The following is a 17,751-nucleotide window of genomic DNA, read 5'->3' on the forward strand; positions in this document are numbered from 1 at the left end:
CATCAGAAAAAATGTTAGCGCGGTCAAGTTTTCACCGCAAAGGTATTTAAAAGGTATTATTAAGTGGTATTGTCATCGCGTACCTTACATTACCTGTCATGAAGGAATTAAAAGATGAAAACAACAGTAAAGCTGTCGTTCATGATGTTTGTTGAATGGTTTATCTGGGGCGCGTGGTTTGTGCCATTGTGGTTGTGGTTAAGTAAAAGCGGTTTTAGTGCCGGAGAAATTGGCTGGTCGTATGCCTGCACAGCCATTGCGGCGATCCTGTCGCCAATTCTGGTTGGCTCCATCACTGACCGCTTTTTCTCGGCGCAAAAAGTGCTGGCGGTATTGATGTTCGCAGGCGCGCTGCTGATGTATTTCGCTGCGCAACAGACCACTTTTGCCGGGTTCTTCCCGTTACTGCTGGCCTACTCGCTAACCTATATGCCGACCATTGCGCTGACTAACAGTATCGCTTTTGCCAACGTGCCGGATGTGGAGCGTGATTTCCCGCGCATTCGTGTGATGGGCACTATCGGCTGGATTGCCTCTGGTCTGGCATGTGGTTTCTTGCCGCAAATGCTGGGGTATGCCGATATCTCACCGACTAACATCCCGCTGCTGATTACCGCCGGAAGTTCTGTTCTACTCGGTGTGTTTGCGTTTTTCCTGCCCGACACGCCACCAAAAAGCACCGGCAAAATGGATATTAAAGTCATGCTCGGCCTGGATGCGCTGATCCTGCTGCGCGATAAAAACTTCCTCGTCTTTTTCTTCTGTTCATTCCTGTTTGCGATGCCACTGGCGTTCTATTACATCTTTGCCAATGGTTATCTGACCGAAGTTGGCATGAAAAACGCCACCGGCTGGATGACGCTCGGCCAGTTCTCTGAAATATTCTTTATGCTGGCATTACCGTTTTTCACTAAACGCTTTGGTATCAAAAAGGTATTATTGCTTGGTCTGATCACCGCTGCGATCCGCTATGGCTTCTTTATTTACGGTAGTGCGGATGAATATTTCACCTACGCGTTACTGTTCCTCGGTATTTTGCTTCACGGCGTAAGTTACGATTTTTACTACGTTACCGCTTACATCTATGTCGATAAAAAAGCCCCCGTGCATATGCGTACCGCCGCGCAGGGGCTGATCACGCTCTGCTGCCAGGGCTTCGGCAGTTTGCTCGGCTATCGTCTTGGCGGTGTGATGATGGAAAAGATGTTCGCTTATCAGGAACCGGTAAACGGACTGACTTTCAACTGGTCCGGGATGTGGACTTTTGGCGCGGTGATGATTGCCATTATCGCCGTGCTGTTCATGATTTTTTTCCGCGAATCCGACAACGAAATTACGGCTATCAAGGTCGATGATCGCGATATTGCGTTGACACAAGGGGAAGTTAAATGAAAACAGAACGTATTCTCGGTGCTCTTTATGGGCAGGCGTTAGGGGATGCGATGGGGATGCCCTCCGAGCTTTGGCCACGCAGCCGTGTTAAAGCACACTTTGGCTGGATTGACCGTTTTCTGCCTGGACCAAAGGAGAATAACGCGGCCTGTTATTTTAACCGCGCCGAATTCACCGACGATACCTCGATGGCGCTGTGTCTGGCGGATGCGTTGCTGGAACGTAAAGGCAAGATCGATCCGGATCTGATTGGGCGTAATATTCTCGACTGGGCGCTGCGTTTCGACGCCTTTAATAAAAACGTACTAGGTCCGACCTCGAAGATTGCGCTCAACGCCATTCGCGACGGTAAACCCGTTGCTGAACTGGAAAACAACGGCGTGACCAACGGCGCAGCGATGCGCGTCTCGCCATTAGGTTGTTTGCTTCCGGCGAGTGATGTTGATTCCTTTATTGATGATGTGGCGCTGGCGTCCAGCCCGACCCATAAATCCGATCTGGCGGTTGCGGGCGCGGTAGTCATCGCATGGGCGATTTCCCGTGCCATTGACGGAGAAAGCTGGTCAGCGATTGTTGATTCACTGCCTTCAATTGCGCGACATGCACAGCAAAAACGCATCACTACCTTCAGCGCCTCACTGGCAGCACGTCTGGAGATTGCGCTGAAAATTGTGCGCAATGCCGACGGCACTGAATCCGCCAGCGAACAGCTTTACCAGGTCGTTGGCGCAGGTACCAGCACTATTGAGTCCGTTCCGTGCGCCATTGCGCTGGTTGAACTGGCACAAACCGACCCGAACCGTTGCGCCGTCCTCTGCGCTAACCTTGGCGGCGATACAGACACCATCGGTGCTATGGCGACGGCAATCTGCGGCGCGTTGCATGGCATTAACGCTATCGATCCTGCGTTAAAGGCGGAGCTGGATGCGGTAAATCAGCTTGATTTCAACCGCTATGCCACAGCGCTGGCGAAATATCGTCAACAACGGGAGGCGGTATGAGCGGCGTTCGATTACACACGCTGCTGCCTGAATTAACCACGCGTCAGCCGGTGATGGTCGTCGGCGCGGCGGTCATTGACGTGATCGCCGACGCTTATGCCCTCCCCTGGCGTGGGTGCGATATCGAACTGAAACAGCAGAGCGTTAACGTTGGCGGCTGCGCACTGAATATTGCCGTGGCGTTAAAGCGCCTCGGCATCGAAGCGGGTAATGCCTTGCCGCTCGGTCAGGGCGTGTGGGCGGAGATTATTCGCAACCGGATGGCGAAAGAGGGGTTAATCAGCCTGATCGATAACGCCGAAGGCGATAACGGCTGGTGTCTGGCGCTGGTTGAGCCGGATGGCGAACGTACTTTTATGTCATTCAGCGGTGTGGAAAATCAGTGGAATCGCCAGTGGCTGGCGCGATTAACCGTTGCGCCTGGCAGCCTGCTCTATTTTTCCGGTTATCAACTGGCCTCGCCCTGCGGCGAATTGTTAGTGGAATGGCTGGAAGAGCTGCAAGACGTGACGCCGTTTATCGATTTTGGCCCACGTATTGGCGATATCCCGGACGCATTACTGGCGCGGATCATGGCCTGTCGACCTTTAGTGTCACTCAATCGTCAAGAGGCTGAGATTGCCGCCGAACGTTTTGCTTTATCCGCAGAGATAACAACACTTGGCAAGCAATGGCAGGAGAAATTTGCCGCGCCGTTGATCGTTCGTCTCGATAAAGAAGGCGCATGGTATTTCAGCAACGACGCTTCTGGCTGCATTCCGGCATATCCAACGCAAGTTGTAGATACCATTGGGGCGGGCGACAGTCATGCAGGTGGCGTACTTGCCGGGCTGGCTTCTGGTCTGCCACTGGCGGATGCCGTATTACTGGGCAATGCAGTGGCGTCGTGGGTTGTCGGGCATCGGGGCGGTGATTGTGCGCCAACGCGCGAGGAACTACTCCTCGCACACAAAAACGTATAGATCGCTGCGACAGTGGCTAATGCTGTACTCAATAGGCCGTTGCTGTTGGTCAAGCGCCACTTGCTTGATCACCAGCACCGGTATTTTGCTATCTAACTGAATATGTGACTGAAACTCGGCATCCGGCATCCGGGCGCTAACGCGGGAACGCGTACGTTGTGGGTAAATGTGCTGGCTGCGGAAATAGTCATAAAGAGAAATTCCGATGGCATCAACATCATGAATTAAATGCGCCGGAACCCACGATTCCTCAATCGATACCGCTTCTTCATCGACATAGCGAATACGCTTAAGCAAAAAGACATCACTTCCCGCTTCGACCGCCAGCTGCTGCGCGACTTCTTCGGGACATTTCACGACACGCTTGTTAACCCATAGCGTATCGGGCTTTTTCCCGCGCAATACCACCTGCTGAGAAAAACCTCGCGCTTCTTTCAACGAGTATTCGAAGATGTTGTTGATCTGCGTGCCGTAACCGCGCGAACGCGTCACCACACCCTCTTCTTCCAGCGCCTGCATCGCCTTGCGCACCGTAATGCGTGAAACGCCGGTTAACTGACTTAAATCACGCTCACCGGGCAAAATATTGCCATGCTCCAGCACCCCGCTGCGCACGGCATTTTTTACCGTTTCGGCAAACTTAATATAAAGCGGCGTGTTATCCGCCGCTAAAATACGCTCGTTCAGTTGGGCAATCAGCTGGGTATGCGCTTGTTCCATTTGTCTTTTTCCTGCCAGGGAGTCTGGTGGGAGTATATCACTGCTTCTTATTTAAGGCGTTTCTTTAATCCCATCAACGAATGCCTGCAACTCCTCCACCGTGCCATTAAATACATTAAAATCCACCGGACCATTGATGCCATCTACCTGTCCACGGTCGGAATGCTGCCAGAAGCGCCAGGCCATGCCGTCATTGTCCGGACGACGTTGATAGTAGTGAGCCACCCACCACGGATATTCATTGAAATAGCCCGCCAGATTGGTGTGATAAAAAACGGCTCCTGAGTAAATAATCGGCTTTTTTCCCGTACTTTTTTCGACCATTTTTAGCCACTGACTTACCCGCTTGCGTAATTCTTTTGCCGATAATTTTCCCCGTTCTTCTACGTCCAGCACGGCAGGGAAATCGCCTTGTGAGAAATCCACCGTTTGCAGAAATAATCGCGCCTGAACAGGCGCTGCTACCGACGGGGAGAAATAATGATACACCCCGCGCAGCAGGCCATTTTCGCGGCTTAGTTGCCAGTTACGCGAAAAATAGGGGTCCACCAGCTTTTCGCCTTCCGTCGCCTTGATAAAGGCAAATTGTAAGCGGATACCGTTATCGCGCATTTTTGCCACCCGCTGCCAGTCGATCCGCTCCTGCCAGCGCGAAACATCTATTCCGTGAATGGTGTAACTGGCAGGAATACGAATAGCGAAAGATTTAACCGGGCGATAACCGTAGAAGTGGATGTAGTCTGTAATCTGAACTGCTGTCGAATAGAAAAAATTCACCGTCTGACGCGGATAAATTGCAACGATGGAAATTAGCCCAAGAGCGCATAATAGAGCGGTGAGTTTTTTTCGACTGGTAATTCTTAGCTGCATTGGTTTCATCCCTGAATGTCAGTGCCAAAGGCTGACAATAACCAAAGCAGCTATAGTACGGTGCTCACCACCAGGCGTGGAAGTGGTGAACCGGACCAATACCGTGACCAACTTCCAGCGTGTCGGCCTGGGCTAACGCCGATGAAAGCCAGCTTTTTGCCTCCTGTACGGTGTCAGCCCAGTTTGTATGGCGCGGGCGTAGTGCAGCCAACGCCGCAGAGAGTGTACAACCAGTGCCGTGGGTGTTTTTGGTCATAATGCGCGGTGCGGTAAACCGTTGTTCACCCTCGCGGGTAAACAGCCAGTCCGGGCTTTGCTCATCATCCAGATGACCACCTTTCATTAGCACTGCGCCACAGCCCATCGCCAACAGCGATCGCCCTTGTTCCAGCATTTCCTGTTCGGTGCGCACGTGTGGCGCGTCGAGCAAGGCGGCAGCTTCGGGCAAGTTTGGCGTTATTAATGAAACCTGTGGCAATAATCGACTGCGCAGCGTAGCAACCGCCGAAGGTGAAAGCAGCGGGTCGCCGCTTTTTGCCAGCATAACGGTGTCGAGTACCACGTTTTGGATCTGATAACGTTGCAACCGTTCTGCCACCGCTTCAACAATATCGGTTTCCGCCAACATACCGATTTTAGTGGTATCGATTCGCACATCGCTGAACACCGAATCGAGCTGGGCGGCGACAAAATCAGGCTCAATGCGATACACCGACTGTACGCCACGGGTATTTTGCGCCACCAGTGCAGTAATAACTGAGCAACCATAAGCGCCAAGTGCCGAGAAGGTTTTAAGATCGGCCTGAATCCCCGCACCACCACTCGGATCAGTACCGGCAATCGTGAGAGCGTTAATTCGTTTCATGCCTGCACCTCCTGCGTCAATTGCCAGAGCGCATCAAGGAAATGTGGAACAAAACTGCCTGGCCCCTCGCTTCTGGCGACTGCGCGCTCTCCGGCTTGTTTCATCCAGTGACAGGCAGATGCGACATTTTCCAGCATATCGCCTGGTAACGCACAGCAGGCAGCGACAACTGCCGATAATGCACAGCCAGTTCCTACCACTTTGGTCATTAACGGATCGCCACCGTGAATACCAATGATACGATGTCCATCGGTAACATAATCCATCACGCCAGTGACCACGACGATTGCGCCAGTTTCCCGTGCCAGTGTTTGTGCAGCGGGTATCGCGTTAGCTGCGGCGTCAGTGGTATCCACTCCCCGTCCGCCATTAGCAATGCCAGCTAATGCCATGATTTCCGAAGCATTACCACGTATCGCTGCCGGTTTAAAAGATAAAAGTTCATGACAAAAATGGCGGCGATAATCGAGCGCACCAACCGCTACTGGATCAAGCGTCCAGGGTGTTTGAGAGCTTTTTGCTTGCTCAACGGCAGCACGCATCGCCTGTGCGCGTGGCTGCGTCAGTGTGCCAACGTTAATCAACAAGGCACTGGCGATAGCCGCAAACTGACTGGCCTCTTCGGTTTCGATAACCATCGCTGGCGATGCACCGATCGCCAGCAAGGTATTGGCAGTAAAGGTTTGCACCACATCGTTGGTCATGCAGTGCACAAGAGGGGAATGTTGGTGAAAAAGGTGTAACGTGTGCGCAGATTGCGCGAAACTCAGCAGGTCGACTTGCATAGTTTGCTCCTGCCATAACGTGAAGAAGCAATGACCTGATGGTCTGTGACTTCCCTACGCTGGCATTATCCAGATCAGGTGATACGGGTATTTCTCAGCCTTCACGCAGAAGGGCACCCCGAGTCGTTTGGTTGCGATGATAAATCGCAGAGGAGGATGGTAATGTCCAGCGCACCCGTTGTAAACGAGGAAAAACGGCAGTTTTACAATCGCGTTAATAAATTATTTGATATATGAATCCAGCACCTTCAGAACGACATCCAGATCTTCTTCACGTTTTAGCTCATCCCCCTGGTGAACGATGTGTTCCGTCAGATGACCTTTAATCACTTCCCGCATCAGACCGTTTACCGCTCCACGGATAGCAGCAATCTGTTGTAAAACTGCAGCGCATTCGTGCGGCTCGTCGAGCATTTTCTTGAGCGCCACGACCTGGCCCTGGATCTTACTGGCACGTGCTTTCAGTTTCTGTTTATCACGGATTGTATGAGACATGGCAACACCTGGTTAACAAGAATATGAAAAATCATAGCACTATTAATCTACTGGGGGGTAGTATCAGGTACTGGGGGGGAGTAGAATCAGATTGCCGAATTAATACTAAGAATTATTATCATGACCGAATTTACAACTCTTCTTCAGCAAGGAAACGCCTGGTTCTTCATCCCCAGCGCCATCTTACTTGGTGCGCTTCATGGCCTGGAACCAGGGCACTCAAAAACGATGATGGCGGCGTTTATCATCGCCATCAAAGGCACCATTAAACAGGCGGTAATGCTCGGACTGGCAGCAACCATTTCGCATACCGCAGTGGTCTGGTTGATTGCCTTTGGCGGGATGGTGATCAGCAAGCGCTTTACTGCTCAATCAGCAGAACCGTGGCTCCAGCTGATTTCCGCAGTGATCATTATTGGCACCGCGTTCTGGATGTTCTGGCGTACCTGGCGCGGCGAACACAACTGGCTGGAGAATATGCACGAGCATGATCATGAACATCATCACCACGATCACGAAGATCACCACGACCATGGACATCATCACCATCACGAACATGGCGAGTATCAGGATGCCCATGCACGAGCCCATGCCAATGACATTAAACGACGCTTTGATGGTAGAGAGGTCACCAACTGGCAAATTTTGTTATTTGGCTTAACCGGTGGCCTTATCCCCTGCCCGGCAGCAATTACCGTGCTGTTGATATGCATTCAGTTGAAAGCCCTGACACTGGGCGCAACACTGGTCGTCAGTTTCAGCATTGGCCTGGCGTTAACGCTTGTCACCGTAGGCGTTGGCGCAGCAATCAGCGTTCAGCAGGTCGCAAAACGCTGGAGCGGATTTAACACTCTCGCTAAACGCGCCCCCTATTTTTCCAGTCTGTTGATTGGCTTAGTTGGTGTGTATATGGGCGTACATGGCTTCATGGGCATAATGCGATAACTCAATCCTTTAGGCTTGCATGTTATCTTCAGCCCAGGATGATTCTTAAATCAGCTATTTCCGCTGACTCTCTGCTCGATAAGGATGCTTTTAGGGCATCCTTTCATTTACACTTTTTACGAAATCATGGGATCACTAACAAAATATCGCTTGTCAGTTATATTGTATGGCAGGAAAGATATGCGACTGATATTACAGATCCCCAAAGTGGAGAGTTTATGACCATTAAAAATAAGATGTTGCTGGGTGTGCTTTTGCTGGTTACCAGTGCCGCCTGGGCCGCACCAGCCACCGCGGGTTCGACCAATACCTCGGGAATTTCTAAGTATGAGTTAAGTAGTTTCATTGCTGACTTTAAGCATTTCAAACCAGGTGATACCGTCCCAGAGATGTACCGAACCGATGAGTACAACATTAAGCAGTGGCAGTTACGTAACCTGCCCGCGCCGGATGCCGGGACGCACTGGACCTATATGGGTGGCGCGTACGTGTTGATCAGCGACACCGACGGTAAAATCATTAAAGCCTACGACGGTGAGATTTTTTATCATCGCTAAAAAAAGCCCCCTCATCATGAGGGGGAAATGCAGACACCTTGTTATTTTTTATTATTAGCCACTTGCTCGTCTTGCTTGTTATTAGTCGTATTTCACGTTGATTAGTGCGGTTGCCTCCAGTGCGCCAGATTTAACTTTTTTTTCATCATATACATAGTAACTGGCCATGATTGGTATATTAATAATGTTGCTATTTAATGAAACTCCTGGTTTATCTGTTTTCCATAATGATGTCGCCGCGCCCTGATCGCCGTTGGCCGAAATTTTAATGGCAGCCTCAGTCCCTTTTGGTGGTTCTGTTAGATCCAACACAAACCCTACACCATTATCTGTTTTACCACGCAAAATAGTATTACTTCCTTTAACTAAGTCACTGCTAGAAAGATATACAACCATATTCCGCGATGCTTGTTTTTTGTCGCCGAAAAGATTATCACATTTCAACGTAATTGTTCCTTCCTTACTGTTCGCCGCAATCTTTCCCTGATTTCTGAGCTGGAACAAGGCGATATCATCTACTTTTATAACTGTGTTTTCAGGCTTACAGGTCGTATTTTTAGGATAATAGGAAATACTTAACCCAAGCGTAAATGTATCCCCCGCCAGTTTGCTGGTGAGATAATTCACACACCAGTTAAACTTCAATGCCTTACAAATACCCAACCAAAAATCGATGGATGACGATGACTCACCGCCAATATTTGCAATCACGGTATCTGAAATAAACCAGGTAGATTTTCTTTCTCCAGTAAAATCAGGTGTGCCTCTGGCTATTTTAACCACATAGGGTAATACTGCCTGCGCATTGCTGGATTTCCCAATTGTGTCGCTGGTTTTACCTAAAGACTCTATTTTAACCTTTAATTTTTCGCCATTACCAAAAGGCCCAACTTCAACCCAATCACTTTGGATATTTTTATAAACTATTTTATCCGTGCTCGTATCACAAGATATCCCAGTAAACACGACACTTTTACTAAAGGAAGTTTCATTCGCTAAAATCTCCCCAACATTAATACCATCTGTAATATTTAATGATGCAGTAGTACGACACCCAGCCCAGGTAAAATTAGCCCACAATATAAATATTAGTAATATTCCATTTCTGAACATCATATTTCACCTCTCACCGACAGATATAATTTTTACTTTCATCAATCTCTTTACCGAAGGTGATTGTGCATGAAAGCCCTTGTTGCTTATCAATTGCCACATTAACCGCTGGCGGTATTTCATTGGTGCGAATAAATATCTGACTGCCCTGGCCGACAACACCAATGTTATGACCATGCATATCATTGACTTCATAACCAAACGTTAATGGCTGTCCATCGGATCTTAATGCTTTTATAAACCAGGGCTTGCACTGATCGGTATCAAAATTAACCAGTACAACCGCGCCGCGATAAGGTGCGGCAATTTTCCGGTTACCGCGCAATTCTGCTTCGCTATCGCTTTGCGACACATCCAGCATCAGGTGATTTTCCCGATAAGATGTCATTCCGTCGTATACCACCACTCCATTACGGTTTGTTGTGCGATATTTTTGCCCATTGACATAAGCATCTTTAATTCCTGGCGCATTCATCACAGCAAACGTTTCGGAAAGACGGTTCGCCAGATTAACGCCACCAGACCAGGCAACCAGTCCCCCTGAAACACTAGCTCCGACCTGTCGATAAGTACTCGACTGACTATAGCTGCCATTCACTGTTGCGGCCGGTGCGGTCCAGGTCAAATTGGCCCCAGCTGTCGTTTCATTTCCCTGATGTTGATGGCTCAAGTTGATACCATAGTTAAACTGATCGCGGTTCCCAACGGTTCCCGATAACCCGGTATTGTTTGAAGCAAAACCCTGATCATCAAAGGTCGTTGAGTTAGACATATATATTTGCCGCCGCGGCGTCGTAACGTCATCGCCCCAGTCAAAGGGAATCGATATAAAAATATTAAAGCGTTTCTCTTCGGCGTGGTTCTCGTCATACGCCTGGCTTGCCGCGAGGGTATAGCTTATCCGCCGCCAGTTATTGGAATAACTCAGTTGATAATCTTTACTACTGCCGCTTCGCCCCCAGTAATCTCGCCATAACGTACTTAATGACACAGATCCCCAGCCTTCTGGCAATGACTGACTCATATTGGCGGAAAAGCTATTTTTGCGACCAAAATCATTCTGGTAATAATCGGCAATGTCATAGACATCGTTTTTATCACGGCGATAATTATCTTTATTGTTAGCCCAAACGTGATCATTAAATGTCCGATAATCACGCGACGAATAACGCCAGGCCGCCAGACCAAAACGCGTCGACGTTTGGCTCACAAATTTGTTGTAGGCAATTTGATAACTTTGCCCGTCAAATACATCGCCGTTGTCTTGTTTACTATGCGACTTCGTGGCATCGACGGAAATGGCACCAATGCGTGTATTCCAGCCAGTCCCCAAAGTGAACGCGTAATAATTATTCGCGACCATCGAGCCACCATACAGCGTCAATAAGTTATTAAAACCATACTGATAACCCGCCTGGACAAAATCACTTTGTTTGCTCGCCCCTTCAATATGACTACGACCCGCCGCAAAATCATATTTCGACACGCCGGGTTGCAGCATATTTGGCACCGCTGCATAAGGCACCAGATAGGTGGTTACCGAACCGTCCGCCTCTTTCACGCTGACATCAAGATCTGCTCCACCACCGGCCAACTGCAAATCTGTAATCGCAAATGGGCCAGGAGGAACCTCTTTCTGATAAACCACAAAACCGTTCTGTTCAATAGTTACCAGCGCGTTACTCTGAGCAATCCCCTGCACCCGTGGCGTAAAATTTTGTTTCGAGTTAGGCAACATCTGCATATCACGAAACAACCGCACACCTCTGAAGCGAACAGAATCAAAAATATCGCTTGATGTGTACATATCACCCACGCGAAGCGTGCCGAGAAGTTGGGCAAATCCACGTTCCAGGTACAGGGTATTGCTTTTCCACACCCCTGGATTGTTATTTGTTTTACTGAAACTGGCATCAGAATGCAGTTGCCACCCCAGTAAATTTAACCCGCTGTTAAAACGTACATATGTACTCTTACTATTACCCGACGCTTTATAGTCACTGTAATACTGACTCACATAATAAGAGGTATAAAACGCATTAATACCCCGCTCCCAGTTTTCCGGTGGAACATAGCCACTTTCCAGTTCTTCCACCCAGGCCTGCGGGACACTGAAATCGAGACGAAAAACCCCGATATCCCAGGTATAGCTCCCACCCTGAACAAGTTGCTCAAATGTTAAACATTGCTTACCGCTGGCGAAGTTATCGCTATTAATGCCTAACCGCTTGATAATTTCCCTTGATAAACATGTTTCTTGCGGGTTGTCTTTAACAATAACCTCATATTTCCCGCGCCATTGCTTATTGACATAAATATCGATGTCATACTGCCCCGGCAAGGGTTGATTATCATCAAGACGAATATTTGCAACCTGCTGGTCTTTCATTCCACCTATCATAAAATGGGTATCAAAGGTTTCTTCAGCTGCATAAGCTTCAATGCCGAGCAATAACGCTACGATTGCTGATGCAAGTGGGGTCATTCTCAACATAGGCAGCTCCTGCAATTAAATTTTGTCACTGATATAGTTACCGTGGTCATCAATGATGGTCAGATGCCAGTTATTTGCATTATTACTTTTGACATTAACACTCTGACTTTCTAAGGGGGCAATCATAATAGTTTCATAATTGACTTTGACATTATTAGCTTTGACATCCGAAATCGTCACCCAATTAGCTGAGTCATTTTTTATCACCAAACCATTGCCACTGCGATTTACCAGCAATTTTTTAAATGTCGCTTTATTTACCGGAGCAATACCCGCTGGCCGGTAAAACAACTTAATTCTGTTTTGCATCGCAAACTTCAGTGCATTCTTACCTTCTTGCTCTGGACTATTTGGTGGAATATCCAGAACATTCAGATAAAAAATGCTTTCTTTATTAGTGGGCAGTTTATTCGGCATAATTTTGATTTTTACTTGCTGCCCGGAATTTGCCCCTATTTTTGCCACTGGTGGCGTTAGCATGAAAGGAACCTGAATTTTTTCTGGTGGTAATGACGTATCGCCATCATCAATCCACGCCTGCAGCAGCGAAGAACGGTTTCCCTGGTTCATCAACTGCACCATCACTTCTTTATTTTCTGCCGGGTAAATAATGCGCGTCCCGTAGATAACAATTCCGGCATGTGCAGGAAGGACCAGAGAAAAAATGAGTAAAGATAATAATCCTTTCATTTTAATGCCTCTTAAATTAAAAGGCCGCCATGGGATAGCGGCCATGTTTATTACCTGGAGAAACTTACAATTTTATTTATTAATCCTGCGCCACACGCATAACCAGAGAAGATAACACATCACCTGAATTCACTGAGCTATCTGTCAATTTCAGGTATTTTGCTTTAAACGGAATAGCATATTGACCTTCCGCTGTTTTATAACTCTCAATATTAAAAGGTGCAGAAACATCCAGGACATCGCTGTTATCACCTAAATAGAGATAGTAACCCACAGTATCGTTGCTACTGGCTATCGCCTTATCGTTACCAGTTATTTTATCGTTGGTAATCAACGAGAGTTTTACACCAGCAACTTCTTTCGGGCAGCTAATTTTTAACATGCTGCTGGTTACACCGACTGCATCATCATAGGTAGAATATTTAGCTTTACCTTCAAAGACAGTGGTTGGTACAGTCGGCATATTAATACTTACTGAATCACCACCCGCTTCGAATTTACACGGAGATTCTGCAATATTCCCTTTAATAGTTAATGTTCCGGTATCAACGTCTGCAGCAAATACTCCAGCGCTCATAAAAAAAGAAGAAAAGACAGCGACAGCAATAATTGAACGTTTCATAATATGTTCCTTAATAAAATTTATTTTTGGTTGTTAAGAGTCTGTATCTCTTGGAAACAAATTTCTCACATCAAAAAAGTTGCCGCAATGTAAACATATTGTTTTATTGATTTAAAACAAATTAACCATTGCAATATAAATACAACAAATACTTAAGAGTATTAAATATTTATCGCATCTATTAATTAATGTAGATTTATGTAAATGGTATTGTTGATATCAATAAAAAAAGCCGAAATCATTTATATAAATGATTTCGGCTTTCTAAATGCAATTAAAATCAGGTTGCCAAATTAATCGTAGCGATTTAACACGATTCGACGTTTGCTATCACTACCTGCAACAACCACTTCTGTCGTTACACCTTTGGCGGGCGAAGAAACCTGATGACGGGTATCGACATTATACGTTAACTGACCACAATGCTGTTGAGGTTGACTATTAACCATAGCCATACTGCATGTTGGGGGACTGATCCTGCCATTAATCGTTAATGTGGCAGTCTCTGAAGAGAACGCGGGAGAAGCCAATCCATAGGCAAGAAAAATAATTCCTGACAGCCAATACTTATTCATTGAACGTTATCCCTGTAGTAAAGGTTATGCCTGGATAGAATGAGTGCATAACAAACTATAGCTGTACATCCACTACACAGCCACGAAGGATGATAATGAAGCATTGCCTGTACGATCAATCGACTTTGTAGAGTTTCGGACGAAGGTCCGCAGAATATTCGCAGTATTAAATAAGTGTTCATTAATGCGGCAAAAACAAATACACCGCATCAATGTAACATCTCTGCGGTGTATGAAGAATAACCAGAATGGTTAATAGGCGTTAGACCGCGCGGAAGGAAATCTCGCCTGGAATGACTTCACCCTGCCAGTAGAGCTGAGCTGCAACGCGGTCAGCCAGCTGGCGGTAGATAGCGGTAAATTCGCTCTCCGGACGGCTGATAACCGTTGGCGTGCCTTTATCGAGATCCTCACGTAAGGAAATATGTAACGGCATCTGCCCCAGCAGTTGTGTGTGGTATTTCTCTGCCAGTTTCTCTGCACCACCGGTACCAAAAATCGGTTCATGGTGACCACAGTTACTGCAAATATGCACACTCATGTTCTCGACAATACCGAGCACCGGAACCTCGACTTTCTCGAACATCACAATGCCTTTTTTCGCATCGATCAACGCGATGTCCTGCGGGGTGGTGACCACGACTGCACCAGTTACTGGAATGTTTTGCGCCAGCGTCAATTGAATGTCACCGGTGCCTGGCGGCATATCAAGCACCAGATAGTCGAGATCCGGCCACAAGGTTTCCTGCAACATCTGCATTAACGCCTTGCTCGCCATCGGTCCACGCCACACCATCGCATTGTCGTCAGTGACCAGATAACCAATTGAATTGGTTGCCAGGCCATGAGACATAATCGGTGCCATATGGGTACCGTCCGGCGAAGTTGGACGCTGATTTTCTGCGCCCAGCATGGTGGGAATTGATGGGCCGTAGATATCGGCGTCCAGAATGCCGACTTTCGCCCCTTCCGCCGCCAGTGCCAGCGCCAGGTTTACCGCCGTGGAGGATTTACCCACGCCGCCTTTACCGGAACTGACCGCAATGATGTTCTTCACGCCATTAATACCCGGCTGATTCTTCACGCGTTTTAAGGTGGCGATATTGTGCGACAGTTTCCAGTCGATAGCTTTCGCCCCGGTGATACGCAGCAGTTCGGCGCTACATTGCTCTTTTAACTCTTCAAACGCGCTATGCCAGACGAATGGCATAACCAGTTCCACATGCAACGTGTCGTCCATCCAGGCGACATGGTGCAACGCTTTCAGCGTGGTGAGGTTATGCTTCAGGGTTGGGTGCTGAAAATTGGCCAGTGTCCCGGCGACCATTGCGCGCAAGGCTTCTGGTGATTTGGCCTGGGATTGTTCGTTCATCCCGACTCCTTTTTTGTATAGATAAACCATCAGCTGATAGTTTACCTGAAGAATATAGAGAAGTACTTACTTAACATTTTCCCATTTGGTACTATCTAACCCCTTTTCACTATTAAGAAGTAATGCCTACTATGACTCAAGTCGCGAAGAAAATTCTGGTGACGTGCGCACTGCCGTACGCTAACGGCTCAATCCACCTCGGCCATATGCTGGAGCACATCCAGGCTGATGTCTGGGTCCGTTACCAGCGAATGCGCGGCCACGAGGTCAACTTCATCTGCGCCGACGATGCCCACGGTACACCGATCATGCTGAAAGCTCAGCAGCTTGGTATCACCCCGGAGCAGATGATTGGCGAAATGAGTCAGGAGCATCAGACTGATTTCGCAGGCTTTAACATCAGCTATGACAACTATCACTCGACGCACAGCGAAGAGAACCGCCAGTTGTCTGAGCTTATCTATACTCGCTTGAAAGAAAACGGTTTTATTAAAAACCGCACCATCTCTCAGCTGTACGATCCGGAAAAAGGCATGTTCCTGCCGGACCGTTTTGTGAAAGGCACCTGCCCGAAATGTAAATCCCCGGATCAATACGGCGATAACTGCGAAGTCTGCGGCGCGACCTACAGCCCGACTGAATTGATCGAGCCGAAATCGGTGGTTTCTGGCGCTACCCCGGTAATGCGTGATTCTGAACACTTCTTCTTTGATCTGCCCTCTTTCAGCGAAATGTTGCAGGCATGGACCCGCAGCGGTGCGTTGCAGGAGCAGGTGGCAAATAAAATGCAGGAGTGGTTTGAATCTGGCCTGCAACAGTGGGATATCTCCCGCGACGCGCCGTACTTCGGTTTTGAAATTCCGAACGCGCCGGGTAAATATTTCTACGTCTGGCTAGATGCGCCGATTGGCTATATGGGTTCTTTCAAGAATCTGTGCGACAAGCGCGGCGACAGCGTAAGCTTCGATGAATACTGGAAGAAAGACTCCACCGCCGAGCTGTACCACTTCATCGGTAAAGATATTGTTTACTTCCACAGTCTGTTCTGGCCAGCAATGCTGGAAGGCAGCAACTTCCGCAAGCCGACCAACCTGTTTGTTCATGGCTATGTGACGGTGAACGGCGCGAAGATGTCTAAGTCTCGCGGTACCTTTATTAAAGCCAGCACCTGGCTGAATCATTTTGACGCCGACAGCCTGCGTTACTACTACACTGCGAAACTCTCTTCGCGCATTGATGATATCGATCTCAACCTGGAAGATTTCGTTCAGCGCGTGAATGCCGATATCGTTAACAAAGTGGTTAACCTGGCCTCTCGTAATGCGGGCTTTATCAACAAGCGTTTTGACGGCGTGCTGGCAAGCGAACTGGCTGACCCGCAGTTGTACAAAACCTTCACTGATGCCGCTGAAGTGATTGGTGAAGCGTGGGAAAGCCGCGAATTTGGTAAAGCAGTGCGCGAAATCATGGCGCTGGCTGATCTGGCTAACCGCTATGTCGATGAACAGGCTCCGTGGGTGGTGGCAAAACAGGAAGGCCGCGATGCTGACCTGCAGGCGATTTGCTCAATGGGCATCAACCTGTTCCGCGTGCTGATGACTTACCTGAAGCCGGTACTGCCGAAACTGACCGAGCGCGCAGAAGCATTTCTCAATACAGAACTGACCTGGGATGGTATCCAGCAACCGCTGCTGGGCCACAAAGTGAATCCGTTCAAGGCGCTGTATAACCGCATCGATATGAAGCAGGTTGAAGCACTGGTGGAAGCGTCTAAAGAAGAAGTGAAAGCAGCTGCCGCGCCAGTTACTGGCCCACTGGCAGATGATCCGATTCAGGAAACCATCACCTTTGACGACTTCGCCAAAGTTGACCTGCGCGTGGCGCTGATTGAAAACGCAGAGTTTGTTGAAGGTTCTGACAAACTGCTACGCCTGACGCTGGATCTCGGCGGCGAAAAGCGTAATGTCTTCTCCGGCATTCGTTCTGCTTACCCGGATCCGCAGGCACTGATCGGGCGTCACACCATTATGGTGGCCAACCTGGCGCCACGTAAAATGCGCTTTGGTATCTCCGAAGGCATGGTAATGGCTGCTGGTCCTGGCGGGAAAGATATTTTCCTGTTAAGCCCGGATGCTGGTGCTAAACCAGGCCATCAGGTGAAATAATCCCCCTTCAAGGCGCTGCATCGACAGCGCCTTTTCTTTATAAATTCCTAAAGTTGTTTTCTTGCGATTTTGTCTCTCTCTAACCCGCATAAATACTGGTAGCATCTGCATTCAACTGGATAAAATTA

17 protein-coding genes and 1 riboswitch are annotated in these 17,751 nt (G+C 48.3%); of the genes, 6 read left to right on the forward strand and 11 right to left on the reverse strand.

Annotation, left to right across the window (positions count from 1 at the left end):
• Positions 1–114 precede the first annotated feature (114 nt).
• The 3 genes from HUZ68_RS14495 to HUZ68_RS14505 are packed head-to-tail and all read left to right on the forward strand — an operon-like array spanning position 115 to position 3,355.
• Entirely contained in the window at positions 115–1,392 is a 1,278-nt protein-coding gene (locus tag HUZ68_RS14495; protein ID WP_097470118.1) for a nucleoside permease, read from the forward strand.
• Complete coding sequence (locus HUZ68_RS14500) at positions 1,389–2,393, forward strand: ADP-ribosylglycohydrolase family protein (RefSeq protein WP_032201094.1); 1,005 nt, start codon at positions 1,389–1,391, stop codon at positions 2,391–2,393. The genes HUZ68_RS14495 and HUZ68_RS14500 overlap by 4 nt, the downstream gene beginning before the upstream one ends.
• Complete coding sequence (locus tag HUZ68_RS14505; RefSeq protein WP_001613398.1) at positions 2,390–3,355, forward strand: carbohydrate kinase family protein; 966 nt, start codon at positions 2,390–2,392, stop codon at positions 3,353–3,355. Before HUZ68_RS14500 ends, HUZ68_RS14505 begins: the two co-directional genes overlap by 4 nt.
• On the opposite strand, the gene HUZ68_RS14510 is transcribed toward HUZ68_RS14505, so the two are convergent.
• From HUZ68_RS14510 to rcnR, 5 genes are all read right to left on the reverse strand, one after another.
• Entirely contained in the window at positions 3,329–4,075 is a 747-nt protein-coding gene (locus HUZ68_RS14510; RefSeq protein WP_000434038.1) for a GntR family transcriptional regulator, read from the reverse strand. The two genes, HUZ68_RS14505 and HUZ68_RS14510, sit on opposite strands and share 27 nt — an antisense overlap.
• Before the next feature lie 51 nt (positions 4,076–4,126).
• Positions 4,127–4,945: a glycoside hydrolase family 25 protein gene (locus HUZ68_RS14515; protein ID WP_239593912.1), complete on the reverse strand. Its 819-nt coding sequence runs from the start codon at positions 4,943–4,945 to the stop codon at positions 4,127–4,129.
• Positions 4,946–5,009: 64 nt separating this feature from the next.
• Complete coding sequence (gene thiD / locus HUZ68_RS14520) at positions 5,010–5,810, reverse strand: bifunctional hydroxymethylpyrimidine kinase/phosphomethylpyrimidine kinase (RefSeq protein WP_047624243.1); 801 nt, start codon at positions 5,808–5,810, stop codon at positions 5,010–5,012.
• Entirely contained in the window at positions 5,807–6,595 is a 789-nt protein-coding gene (gene thiM / locus HUZ68_RS14525) for a hydroxyethylthiazole kinase (RefSeq protein ID WP_097470117.1), read from the reverse strand. The genes thiD and thiM overlap by 4 nt, the downstream gene beginning before the upstream one ends.
• Positions 6,596–6,629: 34 nt before the next feature.
• Positions 6,630–6,726, reverse strand: a riboswitch (TPP riboswitch).
• A gap of 91 nt (positions 6,727–6,817) precedes the next feature.
• Complete coding sequence (gene rcnR / locus HUZ68_RS14530; RefSeq protein ID WP_000019944.1) at positions 6,818–7,090, reverse strand: Ni(II)/Co(II)-binding transcriptional repressor RcnR; 273 nt, start codon at positions 7,088–7,090, stop codon at positions 6,818–6,820.
• 120 nt (positions 7,091–7,210) lie between these two features.
• Between rcnR and rcnA the strand changes: the two genes are divergently transcribed.
• Together rcnA and rcnB are read left to right on the forward strand one after the other, a co-directional pair.
• A complete protein-coding gene (rcnA, locus tag HUZ68_RS14535) occupies positions 7,211–8,035 on the forward strand; it encodes a nickel/cobalt efflux protein RcnA (RefSeq protein WP_000134567.1) in 825 nt (274 codons plus the stop codon).
• 218 nt (positions 8,036–8,253) lie between these two features.
• Positions 8,254–8,592, forward strand: coding sequence for a Ni(II)/Co(II) efflux transporter accessory subunit RcnB (gene rcnB, locus HUZ68_RS14540; RefSeq protein WP_000153074.1), 339 nt, complete (start codon positions 8,254–8,256; stop codon positions 8,590–8,592).
• A gap of 81 nt (positions 8,593–8,673) precedes the next feature.
• Here rcnB and HUZ68_RS14545 read toward each other — a convergent pair whose 3' ends face one another.
• The 6 genes from HUZ68_RS14545 to apbC form a co-directional block, all read right to left on the reverse strand.
• Positions 8,674–9,708 carry a fimbrial protein gene (locus HUZ68_RS14545; RefSeq protein ID WP_239593913.1) on the reverse strand — a complete coding sequence of 345 codons (1,035 nt, stop codon included), beginning with the start codon at positions 9,706–9,708 and terminating at the stop codon, positions 8,674–8,676.
• A gap of 10 nt (positions 9,709–9,718) precedes the next feature.
• The gene (locus tag HUZ68_RS14550) at positions 9,719–12,199 is read right to left on the reverse strand and encodes a fimbrial biogenesis outer membrane usher protein (protein ID WP_033815034.1); all 2,481 of its coding nucleotides are present in this window, start codon (positions 12,197–12,199) and stop codon (positions 9,719–9,721) included.
• Between the two features lie 15 nt (positions 12,200–12,214).
• On the reverse strand, positions 12,215–12,889 hold the full coding sequence (locus tag HUZ68_RS14555) for a fimbria/pilus periplasmic chaperone (RefSeq protein WP_000677381.1): 675 nt from the start codon (positions 12,887–12,889) through the stop codon (positions 12,215–12,217).
• Positions 12,890–12,968: 79 nt separating this feature from the next.
• Positions 12,969–13,511, reverse strand: a complete 543-nt coding sequence (locus tag HUZ68_RS14560) for a fimbrial protein (protein WP_023154819.1) — start codon at positions 13,509–13,511, stop codon at positions 12,969–12,971.
• A 293-nt stretch (positions 13,512–13,804) separates the two neighbouring features.
• Positions 13,805–14,086, reverse strand: a complete 282-nt coding sequence (locus HUZ68_RS14565; protein ID WP_001362265.1) for a YehE family protein — start codon at positions 14,084–14,086, stop codon at positions 13,805–13,807.
• Between the two features lie 262 nt (positions 14,087–14,348).
• The gene (gene apbC / locus HUZ68_RS14570; protein ID WP_001005448.1) at positions 14,349–15,458 is read right to left on the reverse strand and encodes an iron-sulfur cluster carrier protein ApbC; all 1,110 of its coding nucleotides are present in this window, start codon (positions 15,456–15,458) and stop codon (positions 14,349–14,351) included.
• Between the two features lie 131 nt (positions 15,459–15,589).
• Between apbC and metG the strand changes: the two genes are divergently transcribed.
• Positions 15,590–17,623, forward strand: coding sequence for a methionine--tRNA ligase (gene metG / locus HUZ68_RS14575; protein WP_001301615.1), 2,034 nt, complete (start codon positions 15,590–15,592; stop codon positions 17,621–17,623).
• Positions 17,624–17,751: the final 128 nt, after the last annotated feature.

Source organism: Shigella dysenteriae (assembly GCF_022354085.1).
Classification (GTDB): Bacteria; Pseudomonadota; Gammaproteobacteria; order Enterobacterales; family Enterobacteriaceae; genus Escherichia; species Escherichia coli.